Source organism: Rhodococcoides fascians A25f (assembly GCF_000760935.2).
Classification (GTDB): domain Bacteria; phylum Actinomycetota; class Actinomycetes; order Mycobacteriales; family Mycobacteriaceae; genus Rhodococcoides.
Window position 1 is genome coordinate 3,366,710 of sequence record NZ_CP049744.1, and the last position, 17,955, is coordinate 3,384,664.

General features: G+C 65.1%; 18 protein-coding genes. 5 read left to right on the forward strand and 13 right to left on the reverse strand.

Annotated features, from left to right (window positions below; genetic code table 11):
• Positions 1-26: 26 nt before the first annotated feature.
• The 13 genes from BH93_RS15825 to BH93_RS15885 all read right to left on the reverse strand — a co-directional run bounded on the left by BH93_RS15825 (position 27) and on the right by BH93_RS15885 (position 13,874).
• Positions 27-302, reverse strand: coding sequence for an acylphosphatase (locus tag BH93_RS15825; RefSeq protein WP_032377032.1), 276 nt, complete (start codon positions 300-302; stop codon positions 27-29).
• Positions 299-1,213: an SMP-30/gluconolactonase/LRE family protein gene (locus BH93_RS15830; protein WP_037174021.1), complete on the reverse strand. Its 915-nt coding sequence runs from the start codon at positions 1,211-1,213 to the stop codon at positions 299-301. Before BH93_RS15830 ends, BH93_RS15825 begins: the two co-directional genes overlap by 4 nt.
• The gene (locus tag BH93_RS15835; RefSeq protein ID WP_032377030.1) at positions 1,213-1,641 is read right to left on the reverse strand and encodes an OsmC family protein; all 429 of its coding nucleotides are present in this window, start codon (positions 1,639-1,641) and stop codon (positions 1,213-1,215) included. Before BH93_RS15835 ends, BH93_RS15830 begins: the two co-directional genes overlap by 1 nt.
• A gap of 91 nt (positions 1,642-1,732) precedes the next feature.
• Complete coding sequence (mutM, locus tag BH93_RS15840; RefSeq protein WP_032377029.1) at positions 1,733-2,599, reverse strand: bifunctional DNA-formamidopyrimidine glycosylase/DNA-(apurinic or apyrimidinic site) lyase; 867 nt, start codon at positions 2,597-2,599, stop codon at positions 1,733-1,735.
• A complete protein-coding gene (gene rnc, locus BH93_RS15845; RefSeq protein ID WP_037174022.1) occupies positions 2,599-3,381 on the reverse strand; it encodes a ribonuclease III in 783 nt (260 codons plus the stop codon). Before rnc ends, mutM begins: the two co-directional genes overlap by 1 nt.
• A 26-nt stretch (positions 3,382-3,407) precedes the next feature.
• On the reverse strand, positions 3,408-3,590 hold the full coding sequence (gene rpmF / locus BH93_RS15850) for a 50S ribosomal protein L32 (RefSeq protein ID WP_032397784.1): 183 nt from the start codon (positions 3,588-3,590) through the stop codon (positions 3,408-3,410).
• Positions 3,591-4,199 (reverse strand): YceD family protein, encoded by a 609-nt coding sequence (locus BH93_RS15855; protein WP_032403173.1) that lies wholly within the window; start codon positions 4,197-4,199, stop codon positions 3,591-3,593.
• 90 nt (positions 4,200-4,289) lie between these two features.
• Positions 4,290-5,078: a DivIVA domain-containing protein gene (locus BH93_RS15860; RefSeq protein WP_032377026.1), complete on the reverse strand. Its 789-nt coding sequence runs from the start codon at positions 5,076-5,078 to the stop codon at positions 4,290-4,292.
• A 135-nt stretch (positions 5,079-5,213) separates the two neighbouring features.
• Positions 5,214-5,702, reverse strand: coding sequence for a pantetheine-phosphate adenylyltransferase (gene coaD, locus BH93_RS15865; protein ID WP_037174024.1), 489 nt, complete (start codon positions 5,700-5,702; stop codon positions 5,214-5,216).
• A gap of 36 nt (positions 5,703-5,738) precedes the next feature.
• Positions 5,739-6,293, reverse strand: a complete 555-nt coding sequence (rsmD, locus tag BH93_RS15870; RefSeq protein WP_037174026.1) for a 16S rRNA (guanine(966)-N(2))-methyltransferase RsmD — start codon at positions 6,291-6,293, stop codon at positions 5,739-5,741.
• Positions 6,290-9,706 carry a pyruvate carboxylase gene (locus BH93_RS15875; protein WP_037174029.1) on the reverse strand — a complete coding sequence of 1,139 codons (3,417 nt, stop codon included), beginning with the start codon at positions 9,704-9,706 and terminating at the stop codon, positions 6,290-6,292. Before BH93_RS15875 ends, rsmD begins: the two co-directional genes overlap by 4 nt.
• A 211-nt stretch (positions 9,707-9,917) precedes the next feature.
• On the reverse strand, positions 9,918-12,182 hold the full coding sequence (recG, locus tag BH93_RS15880; RefSeq protein WP_165712726.1) for an ATP-dependent DNA helicase RecG: 2,265 nt from the start codon (positions 12,180-12,182) through the stop codon (positions 9,918-9,920).
• A gap of 12 nt (positions 12,183-12,194) precedes the next feature.
• Positions 12,195-13,874, reverse strand: a complete 1,680-nt coding sequence (locus BH93_RS15885) for a DAK2 domain-containing protein (protein WP_080739046.1) — start codon at positions 13,872-13,874, stop codon at positions 12,195-12,197.
• A 275-nt stretch (positions 13,875-14,149) separates the two neighbouring features.
• On the opposite strand from BH93_RS15885, the gene rpmB reads away from it, so the two are divergent.
• The 5 genes from rpmB to BH93_RS15910 all read left to right on the forward strand — a co-directional run bounded on the left by rpmB (position 14,150) and on the right by BH93_RS15910 (position 17,915).
• Complete coding sequence (rpmB, locus tag BH93_RS15890; RefSeq protein ID WP_008717389.1) at positions 14,150-14,341, forward strand: 50S ribosomal protein L28; 192 nt, start codon at positions 14,150-14,152, stop codon at positions 14,339-14,341.
• A 194-nt stretch (positions 14,342-14,535) separates the two neighbouring features.
• Positions 14,536-15,108, forward strand: a complete 573-nt coding sequence (locus BH93_RS15895; RefSeq protein ID WP_052065113.1) for a M15 family metallopeptidase — start codon at positions 14,536-14,538, stop codon at positions 15,106-15,108.
• The gene (locus tag BH93_RS15900; protein WP_037174035.1) at positions 15,105-15,749 is read left to right on the forward strand and encodes a phosphatase PAP2 family protein; all 645 of its coding nucleotides are present in this window, start codon (positions 15,105-15,107) and stop codon (positions 15,747-15,749) included. Before BH93_RS15895 ends, BH93_RS15900 begins: the two co-directional genes overlap by 4 nt.
• Positions 15,750-15,801: 52 nt before the next feature.
• Positions 15,802-16,521 (forward strand): response regulator transcription factor, encoded by a 720-nt coding sequence (locus BH93_RS15905; protein ID WP_037174037.1) that lies wholly within the window; start codon positions 15,802-15,804, stop codon positions 16,519-16,521.
• On the forward strand, positions 16,521-17,915 hold the full coding sequence (locus tag BH93_RS15910) for a sensor histidine kinase (RefSeq protein WP_242458989.1): 1,395 nt from the start codon (positions 16,521-16,523) through the stop codon (positions 17,913-17,915). Before BH93_RS15905 ends, BH93_RS15910 begins: the two co-directional genes overlap by 1 nt.
• Positions 17,916-17,955: the final 40 nt, after the last annotated feature.

Sequence of the window (17,955 nt, forward strand, 5' to 3'; positions counted from 1 at the left end):
CCGAGCCGTCCGCGGGCGGCGGCGGGTCACCGTTCCACGAAGCCTGTGAGGCCACCGCGGGCGCTCTCCCAGCTCTCGACGACCAGGGTGACCGTGCCCGGGGTGCCGCCGCCTCGGAGCAATTCCAGGAGTGCGTCGAGGCGCTGACGCGGACCCTCGGCTATCACCAGAACGCGTCCGTCCGCGTGGTTGGTCGCGTGCCCGACCAATCCCAGCTCCAGCGCACGCGAGCGAGTCCACCAACGAAACCCGACTCCCTGAACCAGGCCGTGCACCCATGCCGTCAGCCGTTCGTCCGTCATACCGGACTCAGCTTTCGGACCGTTCCGTCGAAACTCGTGGCGTACAACGCCTCCGAATCGAATCCGACTCCGCCGAAAGCAACCGACGAAGTCAACGGCACCCCCGTCGCGATGACACAGGACGATCCGGTCTCGGGATCGACACGGACGACCCTGCCCGCGAGATTCTGTGCGAGATAGACCGTTCCGTCGTCGCCCACGGTCAGATCGTCCGACATCGTGAGCGGTCCGAATCCGTCGACGCGAATGCGCGTGGACGGCCCCGCCGGGTCCTTCTCGTCGAGTACATTCACCATCGTTTCCGGATCGAACGTAGTGGCCACGTAGATGTTTCCGCCGCCGATACCGATTCCGTTGGCCGAACCCAGATCGGTACGCACCGTCGACACCGAAACGACCGACCCATCGCCGCCGACTGCGATGCGAGTGAGCCCCGACGCGCCACCGAGATTCCGAGTGGTGAACAGATCGCCGGTCGCGGAGCGGGCCAGGCCGTTGGGCATGGTCAAGCCCGACGCGTACGTCGACCTGGCACCCGTGCCAAGATCGATCTTTTCGATTGTTCCGGTCCGCATGTCGAGAAGTCCTGCGGCAGCACTGTTTCCGGTCGTGAAGTACAGAGTGTCTCCGTCCCGTACCAATCCGCCGGGTGACTCGACGCCCGACACGAGAGTGCCCCGGTCCCCGTTCGGTGCGACGGTACGCAGAGCGCCCGGTCCGACCGGCGAGGTCTCGGAGACGATCATCGAGCCTCTGCCGTCGAATTCCAGATTCTCGAGCAGCCCGAATCCCGATGCCACCGTGCTCACCGACCACGGAGTGCAGGTACTCGACGCCTCCGCGGTGGGAGACAGGGCAACCGACGCTGCGAGAACAAGGCCCGCCACGACGGCGGCTGCCCCCACCTTCATCAGGCGTCCACGTCGATGTCCAGGTTGATCGTCGTACCGGCTTTCAGGGTCCGCCCCACCGTGCAGACCTTGTCGATCGCCCGCTCGACGACGGTGAGCAGTCGCTGCTGCGCATCGGGGTCCATCGCGCTGAGGTCGACGCGGAGGATCTCGTTCAATTCCGGATACAGCTCGTTCTCACGATCTGCTGCACCGGACACTTCGACGGTGGCGGAGTAGTCGTCCCCCAGTCGACGCGAGAGCGGTACGTCCGAGCTCATACCGGTGCACGCTGCGAGCGCGATCTTGAGCAGCTCGCCGGGAGTGAAAACGCCCTCGACCGACTCGGAACCGATGAGTACTTCGGCTCCTCGCGAGCTGCGGCCGGTGTAGCGACGGGTGCCTGTGCGCTCGACCCAGAGGTTGGTCGGCGTGCTCTGTTCTGCCATGACCGAAATACTAGGCGGGCGGGTCAGGAGTGGAGCCCGCGGAATGACCTATCCACACAGGAGTGGAGCCCGCGGAAGGACCTGTGCGCTGTCAGGTGCGGATGTGTCGGGGTCGCGGCTGGCAGGTGGGGCAGCTGAACGAGGAGCGGTTCATGAACTTCTCACGCCTGATCGGTGCTCCGCATCGTGAACAGGGCAGACCTTCCTGTCCGTAGGCGTCGAGCGACCTGTCGAAGTAGCCGGACTGTCCGTTGACGTTGACGTACAGCGCATCGAACGAGGTACCACCCTGTGCCAGGGCCTCCCCCATCACCGCGTGCACGGCAGTCAGCAGTCGACGAAGAGCAGGCCGGGTCAACGTTTCTGCGATGCGGTTACCGTGAATCTTCGCCCGCCACAGAGCCTCGTCTGCGTAGATGTTGCCCACGCCGGACAGCACGGTCTGATCGAGGAGAGCCCGCTTGATCTCGGTGTGCTTGCCGCGCAACACGTTCACCACGGATTCCGCGTCGAACAGCGGGTCGATCGGGTCTCGCGCGATGTGCGCCACCGGTTCGGGTACCGGTGTGCCGTCCACCGTCACGATCGGGGCGAGAGCCCAGCCGCCGAATGTTCGCTGGTCGACGAACCGAAGATCGGTACCGTCGTCGAGTCGTGCCCGAATCCGCAGGTGCTTCTCGTCCGGCGCGGATGGCGGCTGCACCAGCATCTGTCCACTCATACCCAGGTGCACGACGGTGGCGAAGTCGCCGGGCTCCATCACCAGCCACAGATACTTCCCACGGCGCCGGGCCGAGGAGACGCGCTGACCCCGCAGCTGACCGATCAGATCGAGGCCACCGAGATCGTGTCGACGCACGGCACGGGGGTGCAGTACCTCCACCGAGTCGATGGTCTTACCCACCACGTGGGATTCCAGACCGAGCCTGACGACTTCGACCTCGGGCAGTTCGGGCATCAGGAAGGGTTGGTCGTGGGCGCGTCGGCTACGGTAATGTCGTTGCCCGACAGCGTATTCCACGCCAAACTGGCAGCCTTCTGCTCGGCTTCCTTCTTCGATCTACCGACTCCGACACCACGGGGAAATCCACCGATCAATACGGTGGCAGTGAATTCTTTGTCGTGGTCGGGCCCGGTGGACGCGATCTCGTACGCGGGAACGCCGAGCGCGCGTTCTGCAGTCAATTCCTGCAGGCTCGTCTTCCAGTCCAGACCTGCACCGAGCTTGGGAGCGCGGTCCAACAGGCCGGCGAACAGGGTCAGAACAACGGTGCGAGCGACGTCGATGCCGTGTTGCAGGTGAATCGCACCCAGCATCGATTCCATACCGTCGGCAAGGATGCTCGGCTTGTCGCGTCCGCCGGTCTGCTCCTCACCCTTGCCCAGCAGCAGATGCCGACCGAGACCGCCGTCACCGAGACCGCGCGCTACTTCAGCCAGGGCGTGCATGTTCACCACGCTTGCCCGGATCTTGGCCAGCTGGCCCTCGGACTTGGTGGGGTGCACCGCGTAGAGATGCTCCGTCACCGCCAGGCCGAGCACCGAATCGCCCAGGAACTCGAGGCGCTCGTTGGTAGGAAGACCACCGTGCTCGTAGGCAAACGAACGATGCGTCAGTGCCAGGGTCAGCAGTGGTTCCGCCAGAGAGACACCGATAGCGGCGAGGAGCGACTCTCGGTCGTCCCCGCCGCTGACGGCAGTAGAACTATTCTTCTGTGAATCGTTGTTGCGACGATCCACTACTTCGTTGGTCACCGGAGCGGGAATCAGACCGCTGCGACGACCTGGCGGCCCTTGTAGGTACCGCACGAAGGGCACGCGATGTGGGGCAACGTCTTCTCGCCGCACCCACGGTTGGGGCACGTCACGAGGGTGGGCGCAGTGGTTTTCCACTGTGCACGACGCGACCTCGTGTTGGAACGCGACATTTTGCGCTTCGGGACAGCCACTTACTTCTCCTCGGCTTCGTTGTTCACAAGTTCTGTGCTCGGTTCTGGATCCACGCCAAATTTGGCTGCAAGACCAGCCCAGCGAGGATCAATTGTATCGTGACTGTGGCCGGATTCAGCAATCGCCAGGCGAACGCCGCATTCTGGGCACAATCCCTCGCACTCGTCACTGCAGACGGGGTGGAGTGGAAGCTCCAGACCGACCGCGTCGACGATGACGGGTTCGAGATCTATCAGGTCGTCGACGATGCGGTGAATCTCGTCCGCATCCGTGGTCTCCTCGGTGATGCTGTTCGGGTATGCGAACAGCTCGGTCAAGTAGACGTCGACGTTGCCGCTGACCGGATCGAGGCACCGCGTGCACTCGCCGGCAGTGGCAGCTCGTACGGAACCGGTGACGAGAACGCCCTCCGATACCGCCTGCAACTGCAGATCGAGCGAGACCGGGACTCCGGCTTCGATGGCGATCGCATCGAGGCCGATTCGGGAAGGAGCCGGAACCGTCCGCTCGACGGTCTTCGTCGACCCCGGTCGACGACCGAGGTTGAGGATGTCCAGAACGAATCCGGCGTCCAGTTCAGGACGGGTCGTTCTCTTGGGCGGGGGCACGGCTGTTCTTCCTTACTGTCGGTTTGCCTACTGTCGGTAAGCAACCCCACAACGATACGCATGCGTGCATACGAGGGCAAATCACCGCCCTCAGTGTCGGCTGCGACGGCCTTCCTGGCTGCCGTACGCGGGTTCGCCGTACGGCTCGCTGCCGTATTCCGGGACACCGGAACCGGTTCGAAGTTGCTGACGTCCACGGCCGACGGAGCGAATGGTGCCGCTGAGGAACTCCTCGAACTCCGCGAGTTTGGTGTCGACGTACACGTCGCATTCACTGCGCATCCGATCGGATTCGGCATGGGCACTGTCGATCACGCGCGCCGACTCGGCGTGCGCGGCCTGCACCACCTCGGTCTGGGACACCAACCGGTTCTGTTCGGCGGTGCCGTCGGCCACCGATCGCTCGTAGGACAACGTGCCGGACTCGATCATTCGGTCGGCCTCGGTACGGGCCCGAACGGTCAACTCCTCGTACTCGCGCTGGCCCTCGAGCACCGTCCGCTCTGCTTCGGCCTCGGCATCGGCCACGAGCTGCTCGGCATGCGCCGACGCCTCGGACACCATGCGGTCCGCCTGCGCCTTGGCATCGGCGAGAATGCGATCGGCAGAATCCCGAGCGTTCTCGACGGTGTCCTGCGCTTCGGCGTTGGCGGTTCCGACCGTCTTCTCCGCTGTGGCCCGGGCGTCACCCACGAGCTTGTCGCGATGGTCCAGAACGTCCTGCGCGTCGTCGAGCTCGCCGGGGATGGCGTCACGAACATCGTCGAGCAGTTCCAGGACATCGCCCCGCGGGACGACGCATCCAGCGGTCATCGGAACGCCGCGCGCCTCCTCGACAATGGCGACGAGCTCGTCGAGCGCCTCGAATACGCGGTACACCGGTTACCCCAATCGTCGAATCTGCCACTGCACGTGCCGACCGCCGAGCGGTCGAGCTACACAGTGCTGCACTTGTCAGTCTGCCTGCCCACACGCGCGTCGGCGCTATACCCTCCCGGTGTGTCGCCCCGCGAACTAGTCGGCGGCGCGCTCGGCGATACGAGCGGTCAGTCGCTCCTGCACGAACGGCGGCAGCATCCCGGTGACATCTCCCCCGAAGGTCGCGACTTCCTTGATCAGCGAACTGGACAGAAAGCTGTGCGCTGGATTCGCCGGGAGGAACAACGTGTCCACCCCGGTGAGGGTTCGATTCATCTGCGCCATCTGCAACTCGTAGTCGAAATCGACCGAGCTGCGCAGACCCTTGACGATCGCCGAAAAGCCTTCTTGCCGAGCATAATCGACCAACAGGCCGTACCAGGAACCGACTCTGACGTTGGGTAGATGCTCCGTGGCCACCTCGAGCATCTCGATTCGCTCGACGATGCTGAACATGCCCTTCTTGCTCTTGTTCACCATCACCGTGACCACCACCTCGTCGAACGCGGCGGCGGCTCGCTCGAAGATATCGAGATGACCATTGGTCACCGGGTCGAAGGATCCAGGACACAGTGCGCCAGTCATGCCCGCGAATTTATCAGCCGATCGCGGGGTCGGTCGTCACGATCGTGCCGCGATCTCGATTCGACTCTCCCCGTACTTCTTCGACTTCTCCGCTACCAGACCGTCCGGCCACTCCGTCTCCGGCGAACGCGACGATCGCTCGAGAACGACCACCGCATCGGGTGCAAGCCAACCCCCGGTGACGAGCCTGTTCAGCAGATCCGTCACCGCACTGTCGGTGACGGCGTACGGCGGGTCGGCGAGCACCAGGTCGTATTCCGCATCCGGTACCCCAGCCAGTACCGAGGCCACCGGGGCACACTTGACCGACGCGCCGGCCAGCCCGACGGACTCTATGTTCTGGCGCACCACCGCCGCCGCTCGTGAGTCGGACTCGACCAGTACCGCCGACGATGCGCCGCGCGAGAGCGCTTCGAGCCCGAGCGCACCCGACCCAGCGAACAGATCGAGAACCGCGGCACCGTCGAAGTCCATCCGGCTCTCGAGCGAGCTGAACAGAGCCTCCCGCACCCGCTCGGATGTCGGGCGGGTGCCCTGGCCAGGAACCGAGAGCCGCCGGCCCCCTGCGACCCCCGCCACGATCCGCGTCATTCGCTCCCGGCCTCTTCGCCCGTCGACCCCCCACCGACGACGACGAGCAGATCGCCGCCCTCGACCTGTTGAACACCCGAGATCGCCAGCCGGGTCACCGTGCCGCCGCGAGGCGCGGTGATCGCCGCCTCCATCTTCATCGCTTCGATGGTGGCGACAGTGTCACCGGCCGAAATCTTCTGTCCCTCTTCGACGGACAGGGTCACGACACCGGCGAACGGTGCCGGGATGTGACCGGAGTTCGATCGGTCCGCTTTCTCGACCGTCGGCACCTCGCTCGAGATGGATCGATCGCGCACCGACACCGGACGCAGCTGACCGTTGAGAATGCACATGACGGTGCGCATGCCACGCTCGTCGGGGTCGGAGATCGCTTCGAGCCCGATGAGCAGCTCGACTCCCTTCTCCAGGGTGACGCGATGCTCTTCACCTTGACGCAGCCCGTAGAAGAACTGGTTGGCCGACAGCCGAGTCGTATCGCCGTACTTCTCGCGGTGTGCCTCGAGTTCCGCCGTCGGGCCGGGGAAGAGCAGGCGATTGAGAGTCGTACGGCGTTGCGCCGACGTGCCGTCGAGATTCTTCTCGTCCTCGTCGGTCAGCGGCGTGACCGGCTTGCCCGCACCTCGGCCTTCGAGAGCCTTGGTGCGCAGCGGCTCGGGCCAGCCACCTGCAGGAGTTCCCAGATCACCACGGAGGAATCCGATCACCGAATCGGGGATGTCGTATCGACTCGGGTCTTCGGCGAACTCTTCGGCCGATGCTCCCGCACCGACCAGAGCCAGGGCCAGATCACCGACGACCTTCGAACTCGGCGTCACCTTGGTCAGGCGACCCAACATACGGTCTGCTGCGGCGTAATTGGCCTCGACCGTCTCGAACCGATCACCGAGTCCGAGCGAGATGGCCTGCTGCCGCAAGTTGGAGAGTTGACCGCCGGGAATCTCGTGCGTGTAGACACGGCCGGTCGGTGCCGGCAGTCCGGACTCGAAGGGCGCGTAGACCTTTCGCACGGCCTCCCAGTAGGGCTCGAGATCGCAGACGGCCTGCAGATCCAACCCGGTGTCCCGGTCGGTGTGGGCCGCTGCCGCAACGATGGCCGAGAGCGCCGGCTGGCTGGTGGTTCCGGCCATCGCCGCGCTGGCACCGTCGACGGCGTCGGCACCGGCCTCCCACGCTGCCAAGTACGTGGCCAACTGACCACCGGGTGTGTCGTGCGTGTGCACATGTACGGGCAGATCGAAATTCGACCGTAGCGCCGTCACCAACGTCTTGGCCGCCGGTGCGCGCAGCAGCCCGGCCATGTCCTTGATCGCGAGTACATGCGCTCCTGCATCGACGATCTGCTCGGCCAACTTCAGGTAGTAGTCGAGGGTGTACAGGTCTTCGTTCGGGTTGGACAGGTCCCCGGTGTAGCTCAGCGCCACTTCGGCCAGCGCAGTTCCGGTTTCGCGCACCGCATCGATTGCAGGGCGCATCTGATCGACATTGTTGAGCGCGTCGAAGATGCGAAAGATGTCGATTCCGGTGTCTGTGGCCTCGGCGACGAAACTGCGGGTCACCTTCTCCGGGTACGGGGTGTAGCCGACGGTGTTCCTACCGCGCAGCAGCATCTGAATTGCGATGTTGGGGACGGCTTCTCGCAGACTTGCAAGTCGTTCCCACGGATCCTCGTGCAGGAAGCGCAGCGCCACATCGTACGTAGCACCGCCCCACGCCTCGATGGAGAGCAACTGCGGCGTCGTACGTGCCACGTACGGGGCCACACCCAGCAATCCACTCGTGCGCACACGCGTGGCCAACAAGGACTGGTGCGCGTCACGGAAGGTGGTGTCGGTAACGCCGAGTGCCTTCTGGTTGCGCAGATCTCGGGCAAAGCCTTCGGGCCCGAGGGCGAGCAATCGCTGACGCGAACCGTCGGGAATCGGCGCGGAGAAGTCGACCGCAGGAAGTTTGTCGTGTGGGTACACCGGGGACGGACGCTCACCGTGCGGCTTGTTGACCGTCACATCGGCAAGGTAGGTGAGAATCTTGGTGCCACGGTCACCCGAGGAGCGCGACGTCAGCAGTTCCGGTCGCTCTTCGATGAACGAGGTGGTGACCCGGCCCGCGGTGAAGTCGGGGTCGACCAGAACCGCTTGCAGGAACGGGATGTTCGTCGCGACGCCGCGAATCCTGAACTCCGCCACCGCACGTCGGGCCCGCGCCACGGCCGTGTCGAAATCACGGCCACGGCAGGTGAGCTTGACGAGCATGGAATCGAAGTACGCGCCGACCTCCGCGCCCAGCGTCGTACCACCGTCGAGCCGAACCCCGGCACCGCCGGGAGTGCGGTAGGCGGTGATGCGGCCGACGTCGGGCCGAAAGCCGTTCGCTGGATCCTCGGTGGTGATGCGGCACTGCAACGCGGCACCGCGCAACACGATGTTCTCCTGCTGCAGACCGAGGTCCGCAAGCGTCTCCCCCGAGGCGATCCGCAACTGGGACTGCACCAGGTCCACATCCGTCACCTCTTCGGTGACGGTGTGCTCCACCTGAATTCGCGGATTCATCTCGATGAAGACGTGATTGCCGCGGGTGTCGAGGAGGAACTCCACGGTACCGGCACACGAGTAGTTGATCTGCTTGGCGAACGCAACGGCGTCTGCGCAGATTCTCTCCCGCAGCTCCGAGGGCAGCTTCGGTGCCGGTGCCAATTCGATGACCTTCTGGTGCCGACGCTGCACGCTGCAGTCCCGCTCGAACAGGTGCACCACATTGCCCTGGCCGTCGGCGAGAATCTGGACTTCGATGTGCCGGGGATCGATCACGGCCTGCTCGAGGAATACCGTCGCGTCTCCGAAAGCCGACTCCGCCTCGCGCGCAGCAGCTTCGATGGACTCACGCAACTGCGCCGGTTCGGCAACTCGTCGCATCCCTCGGCCACCGCCGCCCGCCACCGCCTTGACGAACAGGGGAAAGGTCATGGTCTCCGACGCTGCGACGAGCTCGTCGATGTCGGACGAGGGTTCCGACGACGCCAGAACCGGAAGCCCTGCGGCTTTCGCTGCCGCGATAGCGCGTGCTTTGTTGCCGGTCAGCTCCAGTACATCGGCGGACGGGCCGACGAAGGTGATGCCGGCGTCGGCACACGCAGCGGCCAAATCCGGGTTCTCGGAGAGGAATCCGTACCCGGGATACACCGCGTCGGCCCCGCTCCTCTTGGCCGCGGCGACGATTTCGTCGACCGAGAGGTACGCCCGTACCGGATGGCCCTTCTCCCCGATCTGATATGCCTCGTCGGCTTTCGTCCGGTGCACCGAGTTTCGGTCCTCGAACGGGAACACCGCAACGGTGGAGGCACCGAGTTCGTAGGAAGCACGGAAGGCACGGATGGCGATCTCGCCGCGGTTGGCAACCAAAACTTTGGAGAACATTGGCTCAACTTACCCGGCAGCATGGGCCTCCGAGGCGTACTGATCTCACCATTCGGGACGAATTGTTCGATTCTCTCGACTGAAACGGTGCAGTGAAGGCCTACTGGCTTCCCTGGTCGTTCCTGCAGGCTTCACTCCTGCTCCCCTGGTCGTTCCTGCAGGCTTCACTCCTGCTCCCCTGATCGTTCCTGCAGGCTCCACTCCTGTCCGGTCAGGACTTCTGAAGGTAGTCGACCCGGTCCGATCGCCAGGCCGACCGCATCATCGACGCGATGCCGGGATCGTTCGCCAACGACGGGTCCCGTGCGAACAACGTCCTCGCGCAGTCCTGTGCGTCGGCGATGATGTCCTCGTCGTCGATGAACGACAGCAGCCGAAGGCCACTGACCGTGCCGGACTGTGCGGCCCCGAGTACGTCGCCTTCTCGCCGGGTGGCGAGGTCCAGTTTTGCCAGCTCGAAGCCGTCGTTGGTCGCGGCCACCGCCTCAAGCCGGGCGAACGAACCGCCCATGGGACTGAGGTAGCTGATCATGATGCACAGACCCTGGTGTCCGCCTCGACCGATTCGACCACGCAACTGGTGGAGTTGACTGACCCCGAATCGGTCGGCGTCCATGATCACCATGACCGTCGCATTGGGAACGTCGACGCCCACTTCGACCACCGTCGTACACACGAGGACGTCGATCTCGCCCGTATTGAACTCGGACATGGTGATGTCCTTGTCGTCACCCGACAGTCGCCCGTGCAACAACCCCACCCGGAGATCGTGCATCGGACCGGCAACGAGGGTGTCGTACATGTCCACCGCGGCCGTGGTCTCCGGTCCGTCGTCGGACTTCGAGGCGGTCTTCTTCTTGCCCGTCTCGGCGTCGTCGCCGTCGCCGATCCGCGAGCAGACCACGTAGGCCTGGCGTCCGGCAGCAACTTCCTCACGGATGCGTTGCCACGCTCGATCCACCCACGTCGGCTTGGCTCTGGCAGGCACGACGTTGCTGATGATCGGTGACCGGCCGCGCGGAAGTTCTGTCAGTACCGACGTCTCGAGATCACCGAGCGTCGACATCGCGATGGTGCGCGGGATCGGTGTCGCCGTCATCACGAGCAAGTGGGGACTGGTGTTGCCGCGGGCCTTGGCCCGCAACGCATCTCGCTGCTCGACGCCGAATCGGTGTTGTTCGTCCACGACGACCATCGCGAGATCGAGAAACTCCACGCGATCCTCGATCAGGGCGTGGGTACCGATCACGATCCCGGCGTCGCCGGTCACGGCATCGAGCAGTGCGGACCGCTTGGCCGCAGTGGACATCGAACCGGTCAGCAGAGCGACCTTGGTCGCGAGTTCGTGCGATCCGAGCTCACCACCGGCGGCAAGACTGCCGAGCATCGACCTGATCGATCGCGCATGCTGGGAGGCGAGCACCTCGGTGGGTGCCAGCAGCGCACACTGATGACCGGCATCGATCACCTGCAACATCGCCCGGAGCGCGACGATGGTCTTGCCCGAGCCGACCTCGCCCTGCAACAGCCTCGACATCGGATGAGGCGCAGACAGATCGTTGGCGATCTCGGCCGCGACGTCGTGCTGACCGGCCGTCAATTCGAACGGCAGCCGCCGATCGAACTCGACGGCGATGCCGTCGGTGATCGGCGGGCATCGCGCGGCCACCCGAGTCGATGCATCGCGGCGACGGTCCGCGAGGACGAGCTGTACGGCCAGAGCCTCGTCGAATTTGAGCCGCTCACGGGCGGAGTCCTTGTCCTGCGCGGTGTCGGGGAAGTGGACCGACCGCAGCGCGGTGTCGATGTCGACGAGTCCACGTTCTCGGCGCACCGATTCCGGCAGCGGATCGGTCACATCGTCGAGTTGGTCGAGGACCTGCCGCACGCAACGCATGAACGTCCAACTCTCGACGTCCTTGGTGGCCGCGTAGATGGGAACGAACGCCCGATCGAAGACCGACATGTCGACGGATCCCGAGGCATCGACCGCACCGCGGGCCAGACCGGCCAGAGTTCCGCCGCCGACGATGCGACCCGCGGGCACGACGGCTCCGTCGTTGTCGTCTCCGCCCAGGATCACGTAGCTGGGATGGGTGAGATTCCAGCGCTTGCCGAAGTACTTCACCTTGCCGGAGAACATTCCCCGCCGACCTGGCACGACTACGTGCTTGAGCTTGTGCGGACTGAAGAAGGTGGCCTCGATCCGCTGTCCGTCGGCGGCGAGGGTCACCGCGAGGAACTGGCCGTTGCGATTCTTCATCGAACGCAGCGTCGCGGACTCGACCGTGGCGACGATGGTGATGTGCTCGCCCTCGGGGGGCTCGGTTTCACCGAGCTCGGAACCGTGCGTCATGTAGCGATGCGGATAGTGCCGCAGCAGATCCTCGACGGTATGAATACCGAAGGTGTCTGCGAGCGGGGTCGCCGCCGCGACTCCGAGAACGTGATCGAGCCGGTCCACCAGCGTTGCCATAACCGAAATTCCCTATTCCACTCCGAATTGCACGAGGTCTCCGGGTTGCCCACCTGCGTAGACCACCACGTCGACCCCGGGATGCGCACCCGTCACGTACTCGGCCAGCCGATCACCGAAGTCCGCCGAAGCCTGAGCCCCGACGAGCACCGTCACCATCTCTCCGCCGGTGGCCAGAAGCTGATCGATCAGACGGCACCCGGCGTCGAGCGGGCGCGCGGCAACGATCACCACCTCTTGCCCCGCCAGGCCGATGCTGTCGCCCGGCTCGCACATACCCACCCACGTGAGCGACCGCTCCTGCGCGATGCGCAGTGAACCCCACCTGGTTCCCGCCGCCGCCTCGGACATCGTGAACGCATCGTCGACCGCAGCCCTGGCGGCGTCGTGCACCGCGAGCGCGGCCAATCCCTGCACCATCGCCGAGCACGGCAGCATCATCACGTCCTTGCCGTCGGCTCGGGCCGCGGCACCGACGGCAACCAGTTCTTGCGCCGACAGCGCCCCGTTCGGCAACACCAACACCTCGCGATGCTTGGCTGCGACAATTGCTCGCTGTAGTACCGAGGAGTCGATCGGCTCGTCACACCGCACCACCGTCGCGCCTTCCTGAACGTAGAGATCAGCGGCACCGTCACCGGCCACCAGCGCCAAAATATCGCGTCCCACCGACAACGCCGGTCCACGGCGTGCGTCGCCGCCGACCCCAGCCTCGAACTCGGCCAAGCCGAAGCACGAGATACGCACCCCGCGAACGCTTCCGGTGCCGATTCCGCACTCGACGGCAGCACCGGGATCTGCGGTGTGAACGTGAGCGGACCAGGCCCCGGATCCGTCACCGGCAACCACCACAGAGTCGCCGAGATCGGACAGAGCAGCGCGGAGGGCAGTTGCCTGCGCGTCGTCGATCCCGTGGACGACGTAGACCACCTCGTACCCCAGGGGCCGACCGTGGGTGGACACCGTCACCGTCTCGGGTGTTCCGGTACAGCCGTCGGTCGCGCTCGATCCGTCGCCGACGAGTGTCCGCTCACGATTTTGTGGGCGGTGATAACGCCTGCGCGGCGGGATTCGGCCGGTCACCACTTCGACCAGCGCATCGAAAACGACCGAGAGCCCGAGGGCTCCGGCGTCCACGACCCCGGCCTCGCGGAGTTCGACGAGTTGGTCGGTCGTGCTGTCGAGGGCGCGAGCAGTGGCCTCGGCGATGTCGATCACCAGCGTGGAGAGGTCGACATTGGCGTCGTGCGCCGCAGCATCGCGGTCGGCGGCGGCGAGCACGGTGAGCATCGTGCCCTCGACGGGAACGCTCACTGCATCCGAGACCAGGACCTGCGCGCGTCGCAGCATTGCCTGGATCGACACGGTGTCCAGTGGGCCGTCCGCTGCAGCCTCGGCGACCGCGCGCAGCAACTGGGAGACGATCACACCCGAGTTACCGCGGGCACCCGCTACCGCGCCGACGGCCAGTGCACGCCCGATGGCCCGGGTGTCCGCAGCGGGTCCGGCCCCTCGCATCGACTCCACCGCGGCCCGGAAGGTGAACATCAGGTTGGTACCGGTGTCCGAGTCGGGGATCGGGAACACGTTGAGCGCATTGATCTCGTCGCACCGGGCAGTGAGGGAATCCACGCACCGGTAGGCCCACCGTCGCAGGGCCGCGGCATCGATCGAATCGAGAACGTCGACCACGTCGAGCAGCCTCCCCCGCGTTGCACCGATACCCTTGTCCGAACTCCGGTCGCGGACAGTGCCCGAAGCTTAGTCGGGCATGATCGGTGGTGCGCCGCCGTGAGCCCTCACGCAGCGTCTGCCGTGGCGGTTTGGTGATTGCGTGCTGCGCCGCTATTCTTGCAGGGTTGCCTCGAGGCGATCTTCACGCATTGCAATCCTTGCATCTGCTCGTAGTTCGTTTCGATGTCTTCGACCACATGTATCGATCAACATCTATCAAGGAGTTCGCGACTATGGCTGCCGTCTGCGACGTATGCGCCAAGGGGCCCGGCTTCGGTAAGTCGGTCTCGCACTCGCACCGACGGACCAACCGTCGTTGGAACCCGAATATCCAGACCGTTCACGCTCAGGTTGCGCCTGGTAACTCCAAGCGCATGAACGTGTGCACCTCCTGCTTGAAGGCAGGCAAGGTGGTCCGGGGCTGATTTCGGCCTCGCTCTTCGATTTCCTCCACGGCCTCGACTGCGTGCGAGCTCTGTGCCCCGCCCCCGGATACTCGGAGGCGGGGCACAGTCGTTCGTGCTCCCGTTCCGTTCTGTTACACAGCCGATCGGAACCGTGACGAAGATGGCGAATCACGGGCACCGGCCGGTGACACCGGCCGGGCAGTCTCGAACGCATGGCGACCACACGCACACTCTTCGTCTCGGCGCTCGCAATGCTGACGCTCACGGCGTGCTCGAATACAGAGCCCGACACGCCGACGGCCGCGCACTACCTGGCCAGTCAGCCCGACTCGGGGCCGGCCGGCGGTGAGATAGACGACCGGATAGGCCTCGACAACACCGATCTTCCCGCGCTGGCCCGTCTCGACCCCGTTCTGCTGAAAGCGCTGCACTCCGCTGCTGCCGATGCGGCATCGTCCGGGGTGGATGTGTACGTCACCTCCGGATGGCGTTCCGCGGCGTACCAGCAACGCTTGTTCGACGAGGCAGTACGCCGCTACGGCAGCACCGACGAAGCCAGACGATGGGTGCAAACCCCGAACGCCTCCAAGCACGTCACCGGACGGGCGGTGGATGTCGGACCGACGGATGCCGCCGACTGGATGAGCCGACACGGCAACGACTACGGCCTGTGCCAGACCTATGCCAACGAAATGTGGCACTTCGAGATGGCGACCACTCCCGGCGACACCTGCCCGGCCGCACTCGACGACCCGTCCGACGAACGAGCGGAGGGCCGACGATGACACGGGTCGAACCGAGGCGTCTGGTCGCCGCGCTGGCAGTGCTGAACCTGGGAGTTCTCGTCTACTACCTGGGCGTGTTGACGACCGCTGGACAAACGGTGGATCAGGAACTGATGGTGAGCGCCGAAACACTGTCCGGAGACCTCGTGGACGTCTGCGCCGAATTCGTCGACCTCGTCGCACCGGTCTCGGCCGCAGGAGCGGTTCTCGTCGCATTTCTGATCATGTTCAGCGGCAACAGGATTGCCCTGACGCTGCGAGTGGGAATCATGACACTCGGACCGATTGCGACGGCCTGGATTCTCAAGTACTCGCTCGATCGACCGAACCTGGACGGCCTCGTCCAGCACAATTCCTTTCCCAGCGGCACCCTCACCTGCGTCACGGCTGTCGTCTGTGCGGTCTACTTCGCAACCGCTCGCCCCTGGCGGATCGTCGTCGCGATCAACGGAGCACTGCTCGTCCTCGGAACTGCCGTGTCGGTCGTCGTCCTGAAATGGCACCGCCCCAGTGACGCGCTCGGCGCGCTGCTGCTCGTCGGATGCTATGCCCTGGCGGTCTCCGCATTTCCGATCAGGATCTCCGACCCCCGACATTCGACGCTGGCCGACCCCGACAACGAACGTCTCGCGCAGGTGTGAGCCCTGTACCCTTGGCCGATCGCGATTGCCCCTACTACACAAGGTCTTCGACATGGTGAGCATTCTCTTCGTGGAGGACGATCCAGCTGTGGCCGAAGCAATGACGTTGGGGCTGAATCGACTCGGTCACTGCGTCGACCATCGCCCCGACGGCAACGGTGATCTCGACAACGCGCTCGCCGCCGCCGAGATCGTCCTGCTCGACCTCGGTCTCCCCGGAGCCGACGGTTACGAGATCTGTCGACGGATTCGAGCGCAGAGTTCGATCCCGATCATCATCCTCACGGCCCGCTCCGATGACATCGACACCGTCGCGGGTCTGGAAGCCGGTGCGGACGACTACGTCGTCAAACCCGCAAGCCCACGAGTCCTGGACGCTCGCATCAAGGCTGTGGTCAGACGATCGACCGAGACGACACCCGCCGCGGCGACGGCGACGGCAACGGCAACGGCAACGGCAATCGTCGAGCAGTACGGCGATGTGACCGTCGACCGTTCGTCGCTACAGGTGAGGAAGGGCGGAACTCTGCTGACGCTGACACCGACCGAGCTTCGGCTCCTGCTCGCCCTGACCGAGAACGTGGGTCACGTGCTCAGCCGAGGCCAATTGTTGTCTGCAGCATGGGATCAGGATTACCTCGGTGACTCCCGGATCGTCGATGCCGCGATCCAGAGACTTCGGGGAAAAATCGAGGACGACCCTGCCGCACCGGCCGCCATCGAAACGGTGCGCGGGTTCGGATATCGATTCGATCCCGGCCCGGCTCGTTGATGCCGTCTCGGCTGCGAGTCGACGGCCTGCGTACTCGACTGGTCCTCGTGTTCATCACCATCGTCGTGATCATCGCCGGTGCCACTGCCGGTGTGGTGTCGTTCATGGCGCGATCGTGGATCTACTCCAACGCGCAGGACGTGGCGACGGCGCAGTTCCGCGACGAGCTACGGAACGTCGACGGGGCCCAGGTGTCCCGAACGACGGCATCCGAACTGAGACAACTCTTTCCGTCCGACGCGACGTTGCTCGTCGGCGACGACGAAGTGCAACGGGGATCCGTCGACCCGGCCATGCTCTCCCCCGACTTTCTGGCCGGGGTGGACGGTCGCGGAATCATCCGTTTCGTCCGACTCGACTCCGAACGGATCATGCTGGCCATGTCGGTCCGTGTCTTCGAGTCGAACGACCCGGACGGCGACGAAACGCTTGTCACGGCCGTCGCCATTCGGCCGCTCGAGGGCGTGCAGGACAAGTTCGACGATCTTCTGCGCGCCGTGGCCCTCACCCTGGCGGGCGGAGTACTGGTCAGTGGTCTGCTCGGATTGTGGATCGCCTCGACCCTGGTGCGTCCGCTGCGACGCCTCGATCGGGCCGCTGCCCGCGCCGCCGAGGGTGATCTGAGTGTTCGACTCTCCGAGGAGGGCGTGACCGAACTCGCCGAGCTGACGACGACCTTCAACACCATGATCGCCAGAAACGAGACGGTCATTCGCGGGTTGGAGGAGTCGGAAGAGCAGGCGCGCAGGTTCGTCGCCGACGTCTCCCACGAGCTGAGAACTCCACTGGCCGCACTCGTTCCGGTCGGCGAGATACTCCGAGAGGAAATCCCCCAACTCTCGCCCGATGCGGGAGCAGCCGCCCGAATAGTCAGCGGTGAGATCGGCAAGCTCACTCGGCTCGTCGAGGATCTCATCGAGATGTCTCGTCACGACGCACAACAGGCGCGCCTGGTTCTCGACGACGTCGACCTCGTCGAGCTCGTCCGACACTCGCTGGCCCGCCGCGGATGGGCAGAGAGCGTCGAACTGCGTGCGCCGGACACTATCGGCGCCACCGTGGATCCACGACGCATCGACGTGGTGGTCGCCAACCTCGTGGGAAATGCCCTGCGTCACGGCGACCCCCCGGTACGCGTGGAGATGCACGCTCGTCCCGAGTGGGTGGACGTGACAGTGGTCGACCACGGGCCCGGGATATCACCGGAGGACAGCCACGCGATCTTCCGACGGTTCTACAAGGTGGACACCGCTCGTCGACGCAGCGAGGGCAGCGGTCTCGGACTGTCCCTCGCCGCCGAGAACGTGCGCCTGCACGGCGGCACCATCACCGTCGGCCGGGTGGATTCGAGCACGGTATTCAGCGTCCAGCTGCCCCGTCTTCGACCCCGGTAGCGGTCCCGGCAGTGGGCTCGCGCATCCGTGCCCGAGCACG

What these genes read in the sequence shown, in the direction of transcription:
- BH93_RS15825 (WP_032377032.1), bottom strand. Translation starts at nt 302, where the DNA reads ATGACGGACGAACGGCTGACGGCATGGGTGCACGGCCTGGTTCAGGGA.
- BH93_RS15830 (WP_037174021.1), bottom strand. Translation starts at nt 1,213, where the DNA reads ATGAAGGTGGGGGCAGCCGCCGTCGTGGCGGGCCTTGTTCTCGCAGCG.
- BH93_RS15835 (WP_032377030.1), bottom strand. Translation starts at nt 1,641, where the DNA reads ATGGCAGAACAGAGCACGCCGACCAACCTCTGGGTCGAGCGCACAGGC.
- mutM (WP_032377029.1), bottom strand. Translation starts at nt 2,599, where the DNA reads ATGCCCGAACTGCCCGAGGTCGAAGTCGTCAGGCTCGGTCTGGAATCC.
- coaD (WP_037174024.1), bottom strand. Translation starts at nt 5,702, where the DNA reads ATGACTGGCGCACTGTGTCCTGGATCCTTCGACCCGGTGACCAATGGT.
- rsmD (WP_037174026.1), bottom strand. Translation starts at nt 6,293, where the DNA reads ATGACGCGGATCGTGGCGGGGGTCGCAGGGGGCCGGCGGCTCTCGGTT.
- BH93_RS15875 (WP_037174029.1), bottom strand. Translation starts at nt 9,706, where the DNA reads ATGTTCTCCAAAGTTTTGGTTGCCAACCGCGGCGAGATCGCCATCCGT.
- recG (WP_165712726.1), bottom strand. Translation starts at nt 12,182, where the DNA reads ATGGCAACGCTGGTGGACCGGCTCGATCACGTTCTCGGAGTCGCGGCG.
- rpmB (WP_008717389.1), top strand. Translation starts at nt 14,150, where the DNA reads ATGGCTGCCGTCTGCGACGTATGCGCCAAGGGGCCCGGCTTCGGTAAG.
- BH93_RS15895 (WP_052065113.1), top strand. Translation starts at nt 14,536, where the DNA reads ATGGCGACCACACGCACACTCTTCGTCTCGGCGCTCGCAATGCTGACG.
- BH93_RS15900 (WP_037174035.1), top strand. Translation starts at nt 15,105, where the DNA reads ATGACACGGGTCGAACCGAGGCGTCTGGTCGCCGCGCTGGCAGTGCTG.
- BH93_RS15905 (WP_037174037.1), top strand. Translation starts at nt 15,802, where the DNA reads ATGGTGAGCATTCTCTTCGTGGAGGACGATCCAGCTGTGGCCGAAGCA.
- BH93_RS15910 (WP_242458989.1), top strand. Translation starts at nt 16,521, where the DNA reads ATGCCGTCTCGGCTGCGAGTCGACGGCCTGCGTACTCGACTGGTCCTC.